Source organism: Brevibacillus sp. JNUCC-41 (genome assembly GCF_014844095.1).
Taxonomy (GTDB): domain Bacteria; phylum Bacillota; class Bacilli; order Bacillales; family DSM-1321; genus Peribacillus; species Peribacillus aracenensis.
This window is the reverse complement of record NZ_CP062163.1, coordinates 3,810,558-3,825,733: the sequence shown is the minus strand read 5'-3', so window position 1 is coordinate 3,825,733 and position 15,176 is coordinate 3,810,558. Positions and strand designations below refer to the sequence as shown.

Below are 15,176 nucleotides of genomic sequence, written 5' to 3'. Positions count from 1 at the left end.
CATTCGAACTGGAAAGTTGTTTACTAGGAAGTATAAAAAGTGATAGTTAACTATCACTTTTTATAAATATATTTCAGAGGGGCTTTTTAAATGAGTCGTTTATCAGGTAAAGTAGCAATTATTACAGGAGCAGCACAAGGTATGGGTGCGGCACACGCAAAATTATTCGTAGAGCACGGTGCAAAAGTTATTTTAACAGATTTAAATGAAGAAAAAGGCAATGCATTTGCAGCTGAATTAGGTAAAAATGCCCTTTTCATTAAACAAAACGTAGTATCTGAAGAAGATTGGGTTACAGTTATTGCGAAATCAGAAGAAGCTTTCGGTCCAGTAAACGTATTAGTAAACAACGCCGGTATTACTATGGCGAAAAATATGCTTGATATTACAGTAGAAGAATACCGTCGCATCGTAGACATTAACCAAGTGTCTGTATTCTTAGGTATGAAAACTGTAGCAGCTTCAATGATGAAAGCTGGTGGCGGTTCAATCGTCAACATTTCTTCAATAAACGGCTTAGTTGCTGGTGCTGTAGGTTACACGGATACAAAATTCGCAGTACGTGGTATAACAAAAGCAGCTGCGATCGACCTAGCACCAATGGGCATTCGCGTAAACTCTGTACACCCAGGCGTTATCGCAACACCAATGGTTGTACAAGAAGATACAAAAACAGCTGTAGAAGCATTCTCTCAACACATTCCATTAAAACGAGTAGCACAACCAGAAGAAGTAGCTAATATGGTATTGTTCTTGGCTTCTGATGAGGCTAGCTACTCAACAGGTTCAGAATTCGTTATCGATGGCGGATTAACTGCACAGTAATAAAAGTACATGAAAAAATCTGTATATGATTTATAAAGGCCGATTTTCTATTAGTAAAGAAAATCGGCCTTAGTTTTTTATTTAATTTAAAACCGCACTTACTTATGATACGGTTCACCGTAATGTATCTAAATGAGGCTTTTTATTCCACTTAACTTCCTCAGTAAACTTTACAATAAAACTTTCTCCGTCAAATGTTGCGATGATGAATAAATGTTATCACCCATATCCAATATGTGACCCAATTTCTTTTACTGTTTTGCCATTAAAATTTTTGCTCGAGAGCGTTTAAACCTTCTAAACCCATAGGCTTTTCATTCAGAACCCTTGTTATATTATTTATACCTTCAGAAAAATATGATGTTTACGTTTTTTTATTGCTTCAAAATTGTGTCTTAACCCCAACAAATAATACAGAGCCAAATTAAAATGGATGAGGGCTGTCACAAAAGTCATTTTTAAATCACTTTTATGACAGCCCTTTTCATTTTTATAAGCACAAAACTTCATTTACTGAAGGCATTTTAGGAGCCAGTTTATCCATTACTTAGTAACTTTATAAGCGCTTATATGTCCGGCTGCATCAGTTGCCGTTACGTAAATTTGTGTTCCTTCATTTAGGTTCATTACCTAATTTAAACTTATCATTTTTTATCAATTTCTAAACTTTTTTGATATTTACCATTATTATATTTTGTTAAAGAAGGTATACCAGAGATATAACCAATCCCCCCTGTTTTATTAATGCCAATTTGTTCGTCAACAGCTTTAAGTAATTCATCTTTGTTAACAGCTGTAATTGACTTACCATCTAGTTCATCACCAGGATGTTGGAAATTACTGAAAATGTATGAGAATCCATTGCGGTCATCAGCAGCAAATAATCCAGTTGCTTCGGCTCCTGCTGGAACAGATAGAATACGATTTAATTCTTTCGTATCAACATTATATGCCCAAACATAGTTATTTGTGTGAGCACCGCTATCTTCACCAATAAAGAGGGTTCTCATTGCTTCAGAATAACTTAAGTTATCGGGATTAGCTACTTTGTCTACATTTGCAGTGTTTCCATATGCATCAGCATTAGGAATGTCTTCGCCTACCACCAATCCATACATTGATGGTGCTACATAAGAGCTATGAATAGCCTTTCCTTCGCTATCCTTTTGACCACCTTGTAAATCTAATTGATAGGTTACACCAGCTTTAATTTTTGGTAATTGGAGATGGTCTGCTGGGTCTTTTCCTGTTGAATCTTTTTCCATACTCTTACTTTGATCGGAAATAGCAATATATACTTTTTTATCCTTTTCGTTAAGCGCTAAACCTTCCATTTTGTTAAATTCAGTAGTCGCACCAAGCATTGCTGCGTATCGGCGTGTTTCAAGGAAGGCAGCTGCTTTTTCTTTACCAGGTTTAAGTTTTAGATATTCTGTTTTACCATATGAATATTGTTTAATCGCTGTAAAACCTTCTTTTGGTACATCAGAAGTTTCAAAAATATCATTGAATGTAATGCCGCTGTCAATAATTTTTTCCACTTCTTTATCCGTTGTATGTCCTAAATTAATCCATTCTAAGTCTCCTGAACCACCATTTTCAGTACCTGTTTGTTTAAATTTAGCTGCATATAGTGTACCCGCTGATAAATCTTTTGCTTTATCGGCTATATACATAAACATTCCTGTATTACCACCATCATCACCGTAAAATACAGTTTTGTTATCAGGCATTACTTTAGCTAACTCATGGGAGAAACGCCCTGTACTGTAATGTTTTACAGCCGATGCTTTCCCCTTCTTATCTACTGTAATTTCAGGAGTGTAGCCATAGAAATAAGGATTAGCCTTTGCTTTATTTCCAAAATAGAATTGAGCAAATGTTTCAACTTGACTTCTTGTTTTTGATGTAGGGTCCGCAAATTGACGAGCATCTGGCTCATACTCTTCTGAACCTAAATGTGTATTCCATGGTGATAAAGAACCATTACATGGAATCCAAAGTCCATTTACTGCCGAAAAATCGATTTTTTCTACTTTAACAGGTTTAAGTTCACCTGTTTTTTTGTCCTGTTCCAACTCAGTTAAAGACATAGATGCTGGGACTAAACCGTATGCTGATTGACCAGCAGCATCAATTGTTTGATATTCATAATGTGTAACCATATAAAGTTTGCCGTCAATTGGCATTAATAAGCTATTTGAATCCGGAGCATCTGAAACAAAATATTTTCCGTCTGTGCTGCTTGGATCCTTAATTGGGTTTCCTTTTACATCAATTGGTGTACCTGCAGGAATTTTTTCACCTTTAACGGTTGCTACCTTATCTTCCGATTTAAAAAGGTAGTTGTAGGACAACGGAAATGTTTTTACTTTTCCATTGCTATATTTTACATCAACGGTTGCAGTTGTATATGTTTTTACCATTTCATCGATGGTAGCTGGTGCTTTCATTCCATTAAATTTAACAGATTCAATTTTACTATTTTCCTTCGCAGTAGCTGCTGTCGGTGATAGTGCTGGAACTGTAATAGCTAAGGCAAGTGCTAAAGTAGCTCCTGTTTTCACAATTTTCTTATTAATCATCTAATGATTCCTCCAAGGAGATTTATATTTTACAATTCAATTAAACCAAAATTATATAAATATAATGTTAATTTTTTATATTAATATTATTAATTCCACAAGGGGGCTGTCCGATAAGTCCATAAAATAAAGCAAGTGGAGAAAAACAGGTTGTTTTTCTCCACTTGCTTTTGAATTTTTATAATCTTTTTCTGAAAGTAGTTGGCAATTGTCATATGGTTTGAAAGTAGGGGATAGTTGTCTTTTGAAGTCTTTTTTCCTTATATTAATTTACTAACAAAAATAAACAAACTTATAAAAGGTGAAAACTTACTTTTTGGCCACGGTAATCACAAATGGAGTGAATCAACTTTGGCGGCGGTCATCACAAATGGAGTGAATCAACTTTGGCGGCGGTCATCAAATAGATTTTGGTGATATTAGAGACAAAAAAAAGAGTAGAATGCTAAGATTAATTTCAGCATTCTACTCTTTTTTGACTGAGTGCTTATTTTTATTAAGATAATAATGAATTCAAAGAATTAAATACTTTTTAACTTTTAACTAGAAACCTCATTTATTTATGATACGGTTCATCACTAGTAATCCTAAACTACTGGATTTGAGTCAATATTTTGGACACTAAAAAGTTAAATCTTAAGCTGTATTCCTAATTCAATCTTCAATGGCTTGTGGGGTTTGATAGCCCAAGCTGCTGTGAATTCTTTTTCGGTTATACCAACCTTCAATAAATTGGAACATAGCTAATTTAGCTGTTTGATAGTCTAGATATTGTACGTGGTTGACTTCTTCCTTTTTTAATAGGGCATGAAAGGATTCAATACAAGCATTATCGTACGGACAACCTTTCTGACTTAGGGATTGCTTAATATGATGGTTTTGGAAATGTTGAGTAAACTCACTGCTTGTATATTATGAGCCAAGATCTGTATGAAGAACTAAGCCCTCCGAGGGCTTTTGTGATAGGTGTGCGTTATTGAAAGCTTTTATGACCAGTTCTGTCGTCATTGAACGAGAAAATGAATACCCTACTATTTTCTTAGAATGAAGGTCCAATACCGAAGCTAAATAACACCATCCGTCTTTTAATGTGTGGATATACGTAATATCAGCTACCCATTTCTCATTAATGGTCTGGGTAGTAAAGTCTCGTTTAAGCAAATTATCTAACCTTTTCTTTTGATGGATAAGGACGGTATTTTTTCTTCGTGATAGAACGAATACTCGCCTTGCTCATTAGACGTTGAACACGTTTTAGACTTAGGGAAAATCCTTTGGTTAATAAGCTTTCATGAATCTTTGGAGCCCCATATCGTCCCTTGCTTTCCAGGTAAATGAGATGAATTTCCTTCGTGAGTTCTTGGTTTTACTGTTCGCGATTTGATACGACTATTTGAAGGGACTGATAATGGCTGCTTTTTGGGATTTCTAGTATTTCACACATCTTCTGTACGGGATATTGTTTCTTGTGTTCCTCAATAAATTCGGTATGATCTGTCTCGGTTACTTTTTCGCGAATATGGCCATAGCCTTTTTTAAGATTTCAACTTCTTGCTTTAACCGAAGGTTTTCCTTCTGTATGGCAGCTAATTCCTTTGGAGTCATGGAATCTTCCCCTAAACCGATAAGAGTAAATTCCTTAAACCATTTATAAATGGTAACTTCTGATACGCCATATTCGCAGCTTAATTCTTTGACCGAATTACCCGATTGATAAAGATCTACAATAGTCTTCTTGAATTCATTATTATATTTTTTACCTGTATTCTTACGTTCCAAGACGGACACATCCTCTCAAAAATCATTGTAAGGACTTAACTAAAATGTGTCCATGAAACTATACTAACTCCATCACCAATCCAACAGATCCATATAAAAACAGTAAATACATCAGTTTTCCATCTTATTTCTCGGTTTCAATTATGGTACTTTACCTGACAATAAAGTTGTATCAAAAAAACAATTGGGGTGCAGTTTTTTTGACTAAATATACGATAGATGAAAAATCAAATGCAGTTTTAGAGTATCCCCTCTGAAAAGATGGGTCGCACGCTATCTAAAACATGGGATGGAAGGACTTGTTTCATCCTATACAAATTACACTCTGCCCTTTAAACTAGAGGTACTAAAATATATGAACGAATATGGGCATCGATCAACGAGACCGCTGTACACTATAACCTTCCTTCCGAGCCTACACTTTTTAACTGGACAAATCAGTTTAAGAAAGGAGATATAGGCGCCCTTAAACCAAAGAGAAAGGGGCGTCTATCCATGAAAAAAGATACTAAGAAAAAATCACCAGCTAATGGCTCTCAAGAAGCACTTATTGCCGAATTAGAATACTTACGTGCGGAGAATGCCTATCTAAAAAAGTTGAATGCCTTAGTTCAAGAAAAGGAAGCCTTACAAAGAAAGAAAAAGCGAAAGTAGTCCATGATTTAAGTCTGCTTCTATCCATTTCTAAAATGGCACGGAGTCCTATTTATTGGGTAAACGCCTTCGAGCGTGAGGATAAATACACAGAAATTAAATCCCTTATCAAAGAGATTTTACATACGTATAAAGGGCGTTATGGGTATCGGCGTATTACCCTAGAATTACTTAACCGAGGTGCTCACATCAATCATAAAACAGTTCTCCGATTGATGAATGAACTAGGATTGAAGTCATTGGTTCGCATGAAGAAATACCGTTCGTAAAAAGGGAAAATCGGCAAGATTGCGCCCAACATCCTAGCACGTGATTTCAAGGCGGCAAAGTCCAATGAAAAATGGGTGACAGACGTCACGGAATTCCATCTAGCTGGGGAAAAACTATACTTATCGACTATTCTTGACCTGTTTAATGGAGAAATCATCGCCTATAATATCGAATCTCGGCCTGTTTATCCTCGTTTCCAAAATGCTGGATAAAGCCTTTGATCGCTTGGAATCGAAAGATTCACCCATTCTCCATATTAAAACCTATTGCCTCCCAGCTTTTCAATTTCTGCTGCTGCTTCTTTTAATGCTTCTTCACCACGACCACAAATTACAACATTGGTTGGTGCCTTCCTTGGCAAACGCGACAGCAATTGCTTTTCCAATACCTTTACTGCCGCCTGTCACGAGTGCTTTTTTATCTTTTAATCCCAGGTTCACTTTAGATACAATCCTTTCTATGGGCGTCTATTGTTGATTATATATTAACAATAATTTCTAGTCATAAACAAATGAACTATGGCTGATTTTCTGCTCTAATACTCAATAAAGGAGGGAAACCACTAAGATGGTTTCCCTTTAAAATGTTCCGTCTTGTTTAGTATAAGGTATATTCTTATACTTGCTGAGCAAGGACAATTATCATCATGATTCCCATTTTTTGTTGAACAATTCAAGGAAGCAAAGATGAAATGAGATAAGTGAACTCCTTATACAATAGGAAGCCAGCCAGGGATGCCAGTATAGTACTCCCACATTTTATCAGAAATAGCCAGTTCTTTTTGATCTTTTTTAGATAATGTTGTAAGGATTTCGTCTTCTTCACTGGCTTGTACTTTTGTACCCACTGAGGTCCCATTATCAACTCCCTCCCTAAAGCGATTAAAGGTACACCTATTGCAAATGCTTTCATCACTTCATCGGGTGTCCGCAGCATCCCAACACCCATCACAGGAACACGATCGCCGACACGCTCATGGATCATAACAACTCGGGATGTCTGATTGTTATCATCACAGATTGATCCGTTCCAAAAGCCGCCGACAGAAATATGGAGATAATCCAGGTCCTGGTCCGCTAACTTGTAACTAATTGCAACGTTTCTTCCATGGTGATGCCAGTTTTGACCTATTTTAGCTGAGTAATTTCTGCCAATATTTCATAGGAATGGAGGCGGGCCTTATGATCGTAAACCTGGGCGATTGCCATAATTTCATCGGCTTGACTTTCATCCAGAACCTTTTCCAGCTTTTCTTTTACGATTTGAGGACTGCCGACAATCGAAGTTCCTAATTGATTCTCAAGGGCAGCTATTTCATAGTCGCTCGCTATATCATTAATATTATCCACTGGCGGCTGCAATGGGACTTCCTTCCCGCGCATCAAATTCAGGAACTGCTGCTGCAATGTTGTAGCGAGCCGCTCAGCTTCTTGATCTGTATCGGCCGCAATGATGTTTAGCCCTACCATTGCATGCGGCTTGTCCAGTACTTTAGAAGGCTTAAACGAACGGCGGTACAGCTGGATAGCCGGCAGTGTGTTATGCGGCGAGAAATGGCTCGCAAATGCAAACGGCAGTCCAAGCTCTCCTGCCAGTTGGGCACTGTATCCGCTCGAACCTAACAGCCAAATAGGTATGTTTAATCCCTCACCCGGAATTGCTCTAACATGACTATATCCTTGTGCCAGGGAAGGGTCAAAGTAATTCCGGAGCTCAGCCAGCTGCTCAGGGAAATCTTCTCCTGAACTTCTCAAGTCACGTCTTAATGCACGTGCGGTAAGCTGATCAGTGCCTGGTGCACGGCCCAAGCCAAGATCAATACGTCCTGGATATAATGATTCCAGAGTACCAAATTGCTCAGCAATAACAAGAGGTGCATGATTCGGCAGCATAATGCCGCCTGAACCAACCCGGATTTTTGATGTACCTGCTGCAACATGGGAAATGACTACCGATGTTGCAGAGCTGGCGATAAATGGCATATTATGATGCTCAGCGAGCCAATATCGGTTATACCCCAGCTTTTCAGCGAGCTGGGCCAGCTCCAAAGTATTGTGAAAAGAATCAGCCGGCGTCCTTCCTTCTGCAATTGGAGAGAGATCGAGGACCGAGAATGGAATATCCGTAATTTGTTTTGTATCATTTTCAGGCATATGCTCATCTTCTTTCTTTAAAAATTTCGCTTCAAACCTATAAAAGAATTTATAGGTTTTATTCTTTGTCCTCTTTTACTGCTTCAATCTAAATCACATTAATTTAACTGATTTAATATCTGCAGAAAATACATCCTTGATTAGACTAGACACTGTTTAATTTACTGCGCCTGAGCCAAAATTTCATAAGAGCGCAGCCGTGCCTTATGATCAAAGATCTCTGTATGAGCCATAACTTCATCAGCGTCAGTCTTTTCTATTAACTCATGGAGCTGCTGCTTCACACCTGCAGGGTCCCCGATGATGGAAGTGAAAAGCTGTTCTTCAACTGCCCTGCGTTCATTATCGTTCCAAAGTTTGTCCATATTATCAACTGGTGGCAAAATGGGCGAAGGCTGTCCACGGGTTAACAAAAGAAATTTTTGATACATCGAAGTGGCAAGCCTTTGTGCCTCCTGTTTCTCATCAGCAGCCACCACTTGAACGGCTAACAGTACATAAGGCTCCTCCAAAAATTGAGACGGACGAAAATAATCCCGGTATAGTTTTATGGCCTCCATCATGTTACCTGGAGCAAAATGTCCCGCGAAAGAGAATGGTAACCCAAGCATCCCAGACAATTGTGCACTATAAAACCCTGAACCTAACAGCCAAATTGGCACATTTGTTTTTTCGCCGGGAATGGCGTGAATGCTAAATGAACCATTCTTAGTGGCTGTTCCTGTACCATAAAGATATGCGATAAGCTCCTCAAGCCGGGCATCAAATTCAGGTTCACCAGCAACCCGCTGCCGCAATACATTTGCTGTATATTGGTCGGTGCCAGGTGCCCGCCCCAATCCAAGGTCGATCCGGCCAGGGAAGAAGGTTTCTAATGTTCCAAATTGCTCTGCCACGGAAAGCGGAGAATGATGGGAAAGCAGCATTGCGCCTGATCCAATACGCATTTTTTCCGTGACAGAGGCTACTCGTCCAATTACGATTGGGGATGCTGAACTCGCCATTCCTGCCCAATTATGATGTTCAGCAAGCCAAAACCGTTTATATCCCCACTGCTCTGTTTTCTTTGCTAGATCAAGCGTGTTTTGAAGGGAAAGTTCGGCTGATCCCCCCTCGACTATTGGGGAGGGATCTAGTACTGAAAGTTCTATTTTCTTTGTCATAATTCTTCCCCTTTATACAATTGAATTTTTTATAGCTGGCCTGTACCTTTATGGGTTGGAAAGTTGGGTAAAACAAATTCTCCAAGCTCCTGGATTACTTCCTCTGGAGGGCGCTTGGAAAAATACAGAACAAACGCCAAATGGTTGACACCAATCTCTTGAAATTGATGAAGTAGATCAACTAAACGGTTTCTTCCCACGGAATAGCCTAAGGGTATGGGTACAGGCATTTCATCGGGATTTTCCAATAAATTGATGAACAAGCTTTGAGAGAAGGGTTTAAAATCTTCTGGAGCTTGAACTTCAGTTAAAGCACGATAATCCTGGATAAGCTGCGCCTGCTGAATAATGCTTCTTGGGTATTGAAGCCACCCATCACCATTCCTGGCTATCCAATTGATAGACTGATTGCTAAATCCAGTCACCATGGTCGGAATCGAAGATACAGGCTTTGGGATTAACCTCATATCTGTACCATCGATAAGCCCGGCGTGGCTGTGGATTGTCGGCTGATCCTCTTTTAACAGCCGGTCGAGAATTTCGAAATTTTCTTTAAATAACGGACCGCTTTCTTGCTTAGATATCCCTAAAGCTGTAAAATCTTTTTCCCTGTCCCCTGATGCCACTCCCATAATCAATCGACCTGGAAACAATTGGTCTATTGATGCAGCTTCCTTAGCTACCCTGACGGGGTGGCGCAAAGGGAGAACTACACTTCCTGTTACTAACGCAATGTGCTTCGTATAGGCAGCAAGATACGTCAAATAAATCCATAAATCGAATTTTTGGCCGTTATCATCAATATTCAAATTCTGCATCGTAATATCACGGAGCCATAATGAAGCAAAGCCATATTCCTCAATTTTACGGGCAAGCTCCAGCTGATTCTCCATAATCGGATTTTTAGACATCTTGGCAGTCGGGAGGACAAATCCGAGTGTCATTTTGTCTTTCTGGTACATGCTGTTATAGGCACGATGATTTTGAAAACTCACTTTTGGTCCTCCTTAAAAGGTTATATTTTTAAGCCTATATACTTTTCAAACTGTTTAATGGTTTCCTCATTGCGTCGATAATAAGTCCATTGTCCGATTCGTTTCATTTCCACCAGACCGCTTTGCAATAGGATAGATAAATACTGGGAGGTAGTGGACTGTGATAGTCCTACTTTGCTGCGAATATCACTAACACAAATCCCGCCATCAAAGCCTTTTTCTTTGATGACATGGGCCTGCGGGGAAAAGTTATTATCAGGTTCTTTCAACATTTGCAGAATATTTACCCTTATTTGATTTGACAGAGCCTTGAAAATTTCAACTGCCTGTTCGTCATTTATCATATTTGATTCCTGATTCAACGGTGCCCGCCCCTTTCTGATCTTATTAAAATCTATTTTGCTTGGAATGCGTATAAACTAATCGAACAAAAGGAAATTGATAATTTGCGATATCTCTATATTATTCTCCTTTATACCCAAAATCAAATTTTATGCTTTAGACAGGGCTAGGAAACGGCTTTAAAGGAACTACACAAATTAGCTTAGAGGACAGGTGGCAAAGAGATGAGGATTATTTTGCCCATCTTTTAAATGGTTTGAGTTGGAATATAGCTTTGAAAACCAAGACTTTAAAAGGATAGGTGAAGAAACTTCTGATGAAGATGATGTTATAGATGACGATACAAGGTCTATGGATTTGTTGCTTCGTTTGGAATCCTTGTAAACAACGTTTTGAAGCAGTCTTTATTGTGTCAAAGAGTAAACCATCTCAGGATGATATTGTAAAATGGATTAACAAGTGTAGATTAGACTTAAAAGCCAACGAAGAAGCTAGCGGGTGCAGGAAGATCCGGGCCAAATGGTAAATCCTTTGCCATGCGAATGATGCACATGGGGATAGTAGCTGGGTTTATGCCTAAAAAATTTTTAAAGTCTTCAGGTAACTGTATAACACTAGCTCCTTTTTATTTTTTATAAAGGGGTACCACCAGCAAAACGCAAATTTACAACTTTAAGGAAATACTAATATTAAAAAGCCCAATTTCTCAGCATTAAATTGAGAAATTGGGCTTTTTTCCATACTGTAGATAATGCCTCGATTGTGGAAGATCGATAAATTTGAACAAAAAAGTGAATATTTCTATATCTTTGGGTGAAGCATATCATTTCACAGAAACTTTACCTTGAACTTCAATTTTAACATCTGCTTTTTTCAATATATTTCCGACATCGCACCCTTTATCTGCTTCTTCTGTCGCTCTTTGTGCAGATTGAGTTTGTTCTTCTGTCGCGCCAGCAGATAAAACGATGTGAGGATAATGGATAATTTTAAACTCATTATCAGATATACTTGCCTCAGAGTTCACTGTAAGTTCCGCCACAGGAAGTTTTCTGCTTTCAAGCACAAATGTTAGTGTTGCTGCATAACAAGTTGTTACAGAAGCAACGAGAACCTCTTTTGGATTTGCTCCGTTACCACTACCTCCTAATGATGTTGGAATAGCGATTTTTGTATCCAGATACTCCGCTTTAAGGGTTCCATTCCCTGTTACCCCACCATCCCAAATTGCATTCACATTTATTTTCATATCAGCCATAATTAACACTCCTTCAATATATTAAATGCATATATATCTTGCCTATTCACGTATGTTTTTACTCGATGGGTATCGAAAACACTTCGTTAAAAGACAAGAAGAGCATTTTGGAGGGCGTGGCTATTTTTGGAATTTGGGTAGGTTCGTGATTCAGCTAAGGATCAAAATCCAGAACGACAGCTTAAGAAATTTCATGAACTTAGAATTGAAGAACGTTATATCTTCATTGATAAACAAAGTGGAAAAGAACTTCTTACAACAGACCAACGATTAGAATGGATGGTACCTCCCAATGGTGAAAGAGGACTTGCTACTTACTATACCTTCTCGCAAAATGATTTGGAAATCATTCATTGTCATTGACCGGACTACAACCGATTAAGCTTTTCCGTCCAATTAGCACTACTCCGTTATGCGAGAATAATTCGGAAAGGATATTAAATTTCCCCGAAAAAAAACTGTATGGAATAAATTCTACACAGTTTTTTTGAAATTCCTATTAGATTGTCAGCAACTCCAACAATATTCCCTCTTTAAAGTGAATTTTCAAATAATATCCAATGGCATTTTCCTAGTAGGTTTAGGAAACACTTGATCAATTCTACTGAGATCTTCTTCAGTTAACTCAATTGTTGCTGCTTCGGCATTTGCTAAAACATGTTCATCTTGAACCGCTTTTGGAATAGAGATGACGTTATTCGAACGGATGGTCCAAGCGAGAGCGATTTGTAATGGTTCGGCATTGTATTTGTCAGCAATATCCTGAATAGTTGGATCGTTTAATAGCTGTCTTCTTAAAGAGCCTCCTTGGGCAAGGGGACTGTAGGCCATGATTGGCATGTTATGTTCACGTTGCCATGGTAAGAGATCGAAGTCGATTCCTCTTGAACCTAAATGGTATAGCACTTGGTTCATCACACAATTTTTTCCATTCGTAATGTACCATAGCTCTTCCATATCAGCCGTGTCAAAATTAGAGACGCCCCATCTTAAAATTTTCCCTTCTTCACGTAGTTTTTCCATTCCTTCAATTGTTTCCTCTAAAGGAACATGTCCTCTCCAGTGGAGAAGATATAAGTCCAATTGGTCTGTTCCGAGTCGTTTTAGGCTGTTTTCACATGCTTTTGAAATCATATCTAAACCTGCATGATGGGGATACACTTTTGAGACTAAAAAGACTTCATTTCTGCGTCCTTTAATGGCTTCGCCAACTAAGCGTTCAGAATCGCCATTTCCGTACATTTCAGCAGTGTCAATAAGTGTCATGCCTAATTCTATGCCGAGCTGCAAGGCTTTTATTTCTTTGTCTCTCACTTGGGGATTTTCCCCCATGTACCATGTTCCTTGTCCTAAACTAGGTAAAGAAGTGCCATCAGGCAGGGTTACCACGTGTTTGGCTAATGCACTTTTAATTTCCGCTCTTTTCTTTTCATCCATTAGGCTCGACCCTTTCTTTTATGTATTTGGGTATCATAGAAGCAAAATGTTAAAGTCTCTTCGTATAAAGTACGCATATATTTAGAATTTACGCAACCAAAAAAATCCTTCTTTGTTGCATGATATGGCCATTTCTGCTTCCGTCTGTGCAAAAAAACAAAGAAAGTGAGGATGGTCTGTAAGTGTCGGACACTTTGAGTCAACCTCACCACTTCTATTCTAAATCAATTTATCAATCGACTTTGATATCCATGGATTAGATCAAATGAGCCGATAAGAACCGATGTGCCAGTTGTAAACCCATTTTTCGCTAGGTAAACATAGGTTTCAGCTATATCTCTAGGTTGAGCAACACGTCCAACAGGTAATTGCTTAGCTATCCCATGGTACATAATTTGTCTTTCATCTTCTGGCATTCCGCCGTAAAGAGGAGTGTCAACGATACCAGGTGATACCACGTTTACTCTGATAGGTGCCAGGTCCACTGAAAGTCCTCTTACTAATCCATCGATTGCTGAATTAATGGAAGCTAGAGTCGTTGCACCTTGAGGAGGACGCACACCATATACACCAGAAGTTAATGTAATAGAACTTTCATTATTCAAGTATGGAAGAGCAGCACGAACCGAAATATACTGCCCCCAGAACTTACTATCAAAAGCCTCTCTTACGGTTGCAACAGGCAGTTCGCTAAAGTGACCCATTGCGCCTTCACCTGCAGTGACCACTAGGTGATCAAATTTTCCAACCTTCTTGAAAAAGCCAGCAACCTTTTCCTCGCTGCGAAAGTCGATTTCATAGCCCTCTACGTCACCACCAAGCTTCACTTCTGCGTCAGATAATTTTGAAGCAGAACGGCTAGCAATAATGACTTGAGCGGATTCATCGATAAACGCCTTGGCAGCGGCAAAACCAATACCAGATGTACCTCCTAAAACAACCACTCTTTTACCTTTTAATGACAACGCAATTCCTCCTTTATTCATACGTTTGTTTAACCAACTTGCGGATTCTGATAAAAGCATCCGCAAGTTAGATATATTTAAGTTTTTTCATCACCATTGTTATTTAGCTAAAAGTTTTAGTGTTTCACGATTGAATGCTGGAATATCTTTTGGTTCTCGACTTGTTACAATATTTTTGCTGATGACAACTTCTTCGTCTTTATAATTTGCACCATCATTTTTCAAATCGTTGCGAATGGATTTATAGCCAGTGATGTCGACACCTTCTCACGCAATAAATCGGTAGAGGATCCACCAGGGATAAGCAACGCATCAAAATCTGCAGGATGAACTTCATCAATGGATTTATCAATTTTTACGGTTGTGCCTTTTTTACCAGTTACTTCGTTACCTGATTGTTTGTCAATCGTGATAACTTCATGACCAGCTTCTTTAAAGGCTTGTACTGGTTCAGTGTACTCCACATCTTCAAATAGGTTTGTTATAAGCGTAGCGATTTTTTTGCTCATGTCCATTAACCTCCTTAAAATCATAGAACAGAAGTAAAAATATTCATTTTCGTACCATGTTCTGATTATCTTCATTAGAAGTTGATTTTATCTCCGTTGTAAGCCGCAATATAGATTTTTTTCATATCCTCCACGATACTTCTCGTGGATTGGACGGAGTACAAGGATCCTCAAAAGCTCCTGCTGCCATCTGGTTCAGGTGTTTTTCAAATTCTGCTTCTCCCACACCAAATTCCTTTAC

Annotated in this window: 10 protein-coding genes and 6 pseudogenes; 4 read left to right on the top strand and 12 right to left on the bottom strand. The window is 38.6% G+C overall.

Annotation, left to right across the window (positions count from 1 at the left end; all coding sequences use genetic code 11):
* Window positions 1–90 precede the first annotated feature (90 nt).
* Window positions 91–825, top strand: coding sequence for a glucose 1-dehydrogenase (locus JNUCC41_RS18680; protein ID WP_192204288.1), 735 nt, complete (start codon window positions 91–93; stop codon window positions 823–825).
* A gap of 644 nt (window positions 826–1,469) precedes the next feature.
* Here JNUCC41_RS18680 and JNUCC41_RS18675 read toward each other — a convergent pair.
* Together JNUCC41_RS18675 and JNUCC41_RS18670 are read right to left on the bottom strand one after the other, a co-directional pair.
* Window positions 1,470–3,410: a PhoX family protein gene (locus JNUCC41_RS18675; protein ID WP_192204287.1), complete on the bottom strand. Its 1,941-nt coding sequence runs from the start codon at window positions 3,408–3,410 to the stop codon at window positions 1,470–1,472.
* 654 nt (window positions 3,411–4,064) lie between these two features.
* Window positions 4,065–5,189, bottom strand: a pseudogene (locus JNUCC41_RS18670) (IS3 family transposase).
* Window positions 5,190–5,720: 531 nt separating this feature from the next.
* On the opposite strand from JNUCC41_RS18670, the pseudogene JNUCC41_RS27465 reads away from it, so the two are divergent.
* Window positions 5,721–6,368: pseudogene (locus JNUCC41_RS27465) on the top strand (IS3 family transposase); the annotation flags it as partial.
* 74 nt (window positions 6,369–6,442) lie between these two features.
* Here the strand turns inward: JNUCC41_RS27465 and JNUCC41_RS27130 are convergent.
* From JNUCC41_RS27130 to JNUCC41_RS18630, 6 genes and pseudogenes are all read right to left on the bottom strand, one after another.
* A pseudogene (locus tag JNUCC41_RS27130) lies at window positions 6,443–6,553 on the bottom strand (SDR family NAD(P)-dependent oxidoreductase); the annotation flags it as partial.
* Window positions 6,554–6,822: 269 nt separating this feature from the next.
* A complete protein-coding gene (locus tag JNUCC41_RS18650) occupies window positions 6,823–6,960 on the bottom strand; it encodes a hypothetical protein (RefSeq protein WP_192204284.1) in 138 nt (45 codons plus the stop codon).
* A gap of 280 nt (window positions 6,961–7,240) precedes the next feature.
* Window positions 7,241–8,266 carry an LLM class flavin-dependent oxidoreductase gene (locus JNUCC41_RS18645; RefSeq protein ID WP_192204283.1) on the bottom strand — a complete coding sequence of 342 codons (1,026 nt, stop codon included), beginning with the start codon at window positions 8,264–8,266 and terminating at the stop codon, window positions 7,241–7,243.
* Between the two features lie 161 nt (window positions 8,267–8,427).
* The gene (locus JNUCC41_RS18640) at window positions 8,428–9,429 is read right to left on the bottom strand and encodes an LLM class flavin-dependent oxidoreductase (RefSeq protein WP_192204282.1); all 1,002 of its coding nucleotides are present in this window, start codon (window positions 9,427–9,429) and stop codon (window positions 8,428–8,430) included.
* A 29-nt stretch (window positions 9,430–9,458) separates the two neighbouring features.
* Entirely contained in the window at window positions 9,459–10,424 is a 966-nt protein-coding gene (locus JNUCC41_RS18635; protein WP_192204281.1) for a TIGR03571 family LLM class oxidoreductase, read from the bottom strand.
* A gap of 20 nt (window positions 10,425–10,444) precedes the next feature.
* The gene (locus JNUCC41_RS18630) at window positions 10,445–10,768 is read right to left on the bottom strand and encodes an ArsR/SmtB family transcription factor (RefSeq protein ID WP_192208221.1); all 324 of its coding nucleotides are present in this window, start codon (window positions 10,766–10,768) and stop codon (window positions 10,445–10,447) included.
* Between the two features lie 489 nt (window positions 10,769–11,257).
* On the opposite strand from JNUCC41_RS18630, the pseudogene JNUCC41_RS27460 reads away from it, so the two are divergent.
* A pseudogene (locus JNUCC41_RS27460) lies at window positions 11,258–11,332 on the top strand (6-phospho-3-hexuloisomerase); the annotation flags it as partial.
* A gap of 257 nt (window positions 11,333–11,589) precedes the next feature.
* On the opposite strand, the gene JNUCC41_RS18625 reads toward JNUCC41_RS27460, so the two are convergent.
* Complete coding sequence (locus JNUCC41_RS18625) at window positions 11,590–12,024, bottom strand: OsmC family protein (protein ID WP_192204280.1); 435 nt, start codon at window positions 12,022–12,024, stop codon at window positions 11,590–11,592.
* A 141-nt stretch (window positions 12,025–12,165) separates the two neighbouring features.
* On the opposite strand from JNUCC41_RS18625, the pseudogene JNUCC41_RS27455 reads away from it, so the two are divergent.
* Window positions 12,166–12,276: pseudogene (locus tag JNUCC41_RS27455) on the top strand (recombinase family protein); the annotation flags it as partial.
* Between the two features lie 294 nt (window positions 12,277–12,570).
* Here JNUCC41_RS27455 and JNUCC41_RS18620 read toward each other — a convergent pair.
* The 3 genes and pseudogenes from JNUCC41_RS18620 to JNUCC41_RS18610 form a co-directional block, all read right to left on the bottom strand.
* Complete coding sequence (locus tag JNUCC41_RS18620) at window positions 12,571–13,461, bottom strand: aldo/keto reductase (protein WP_228467369.1); 891 nt, start codon at window positions 13,459–13,461, stop codon at window positions 12,571–12,573.
* 224 nt (window positions 13,462–13,685) lie between these two features.
* A complete protein-coding gene (locus tag JNUCC41_RS18615) occupies window positions 13,686–14,426 on the bottom strand; it encodes an SDR family oxidoreductase (RefSeq protein ID WP_192204279.1) in 741 nt (246 codons plus the stop codon).
* Between the two features lie 99 nt (window positions 14,427–14,525).
* Window positions 14,526–14,935: pseudogene (locus JNUCC41_RS18610) on the bottom strand (DJ-1/PfpI family protein).
* Between the last annotated feature and the right edge of the window lie 241 nt (window positions 14,936–15,176).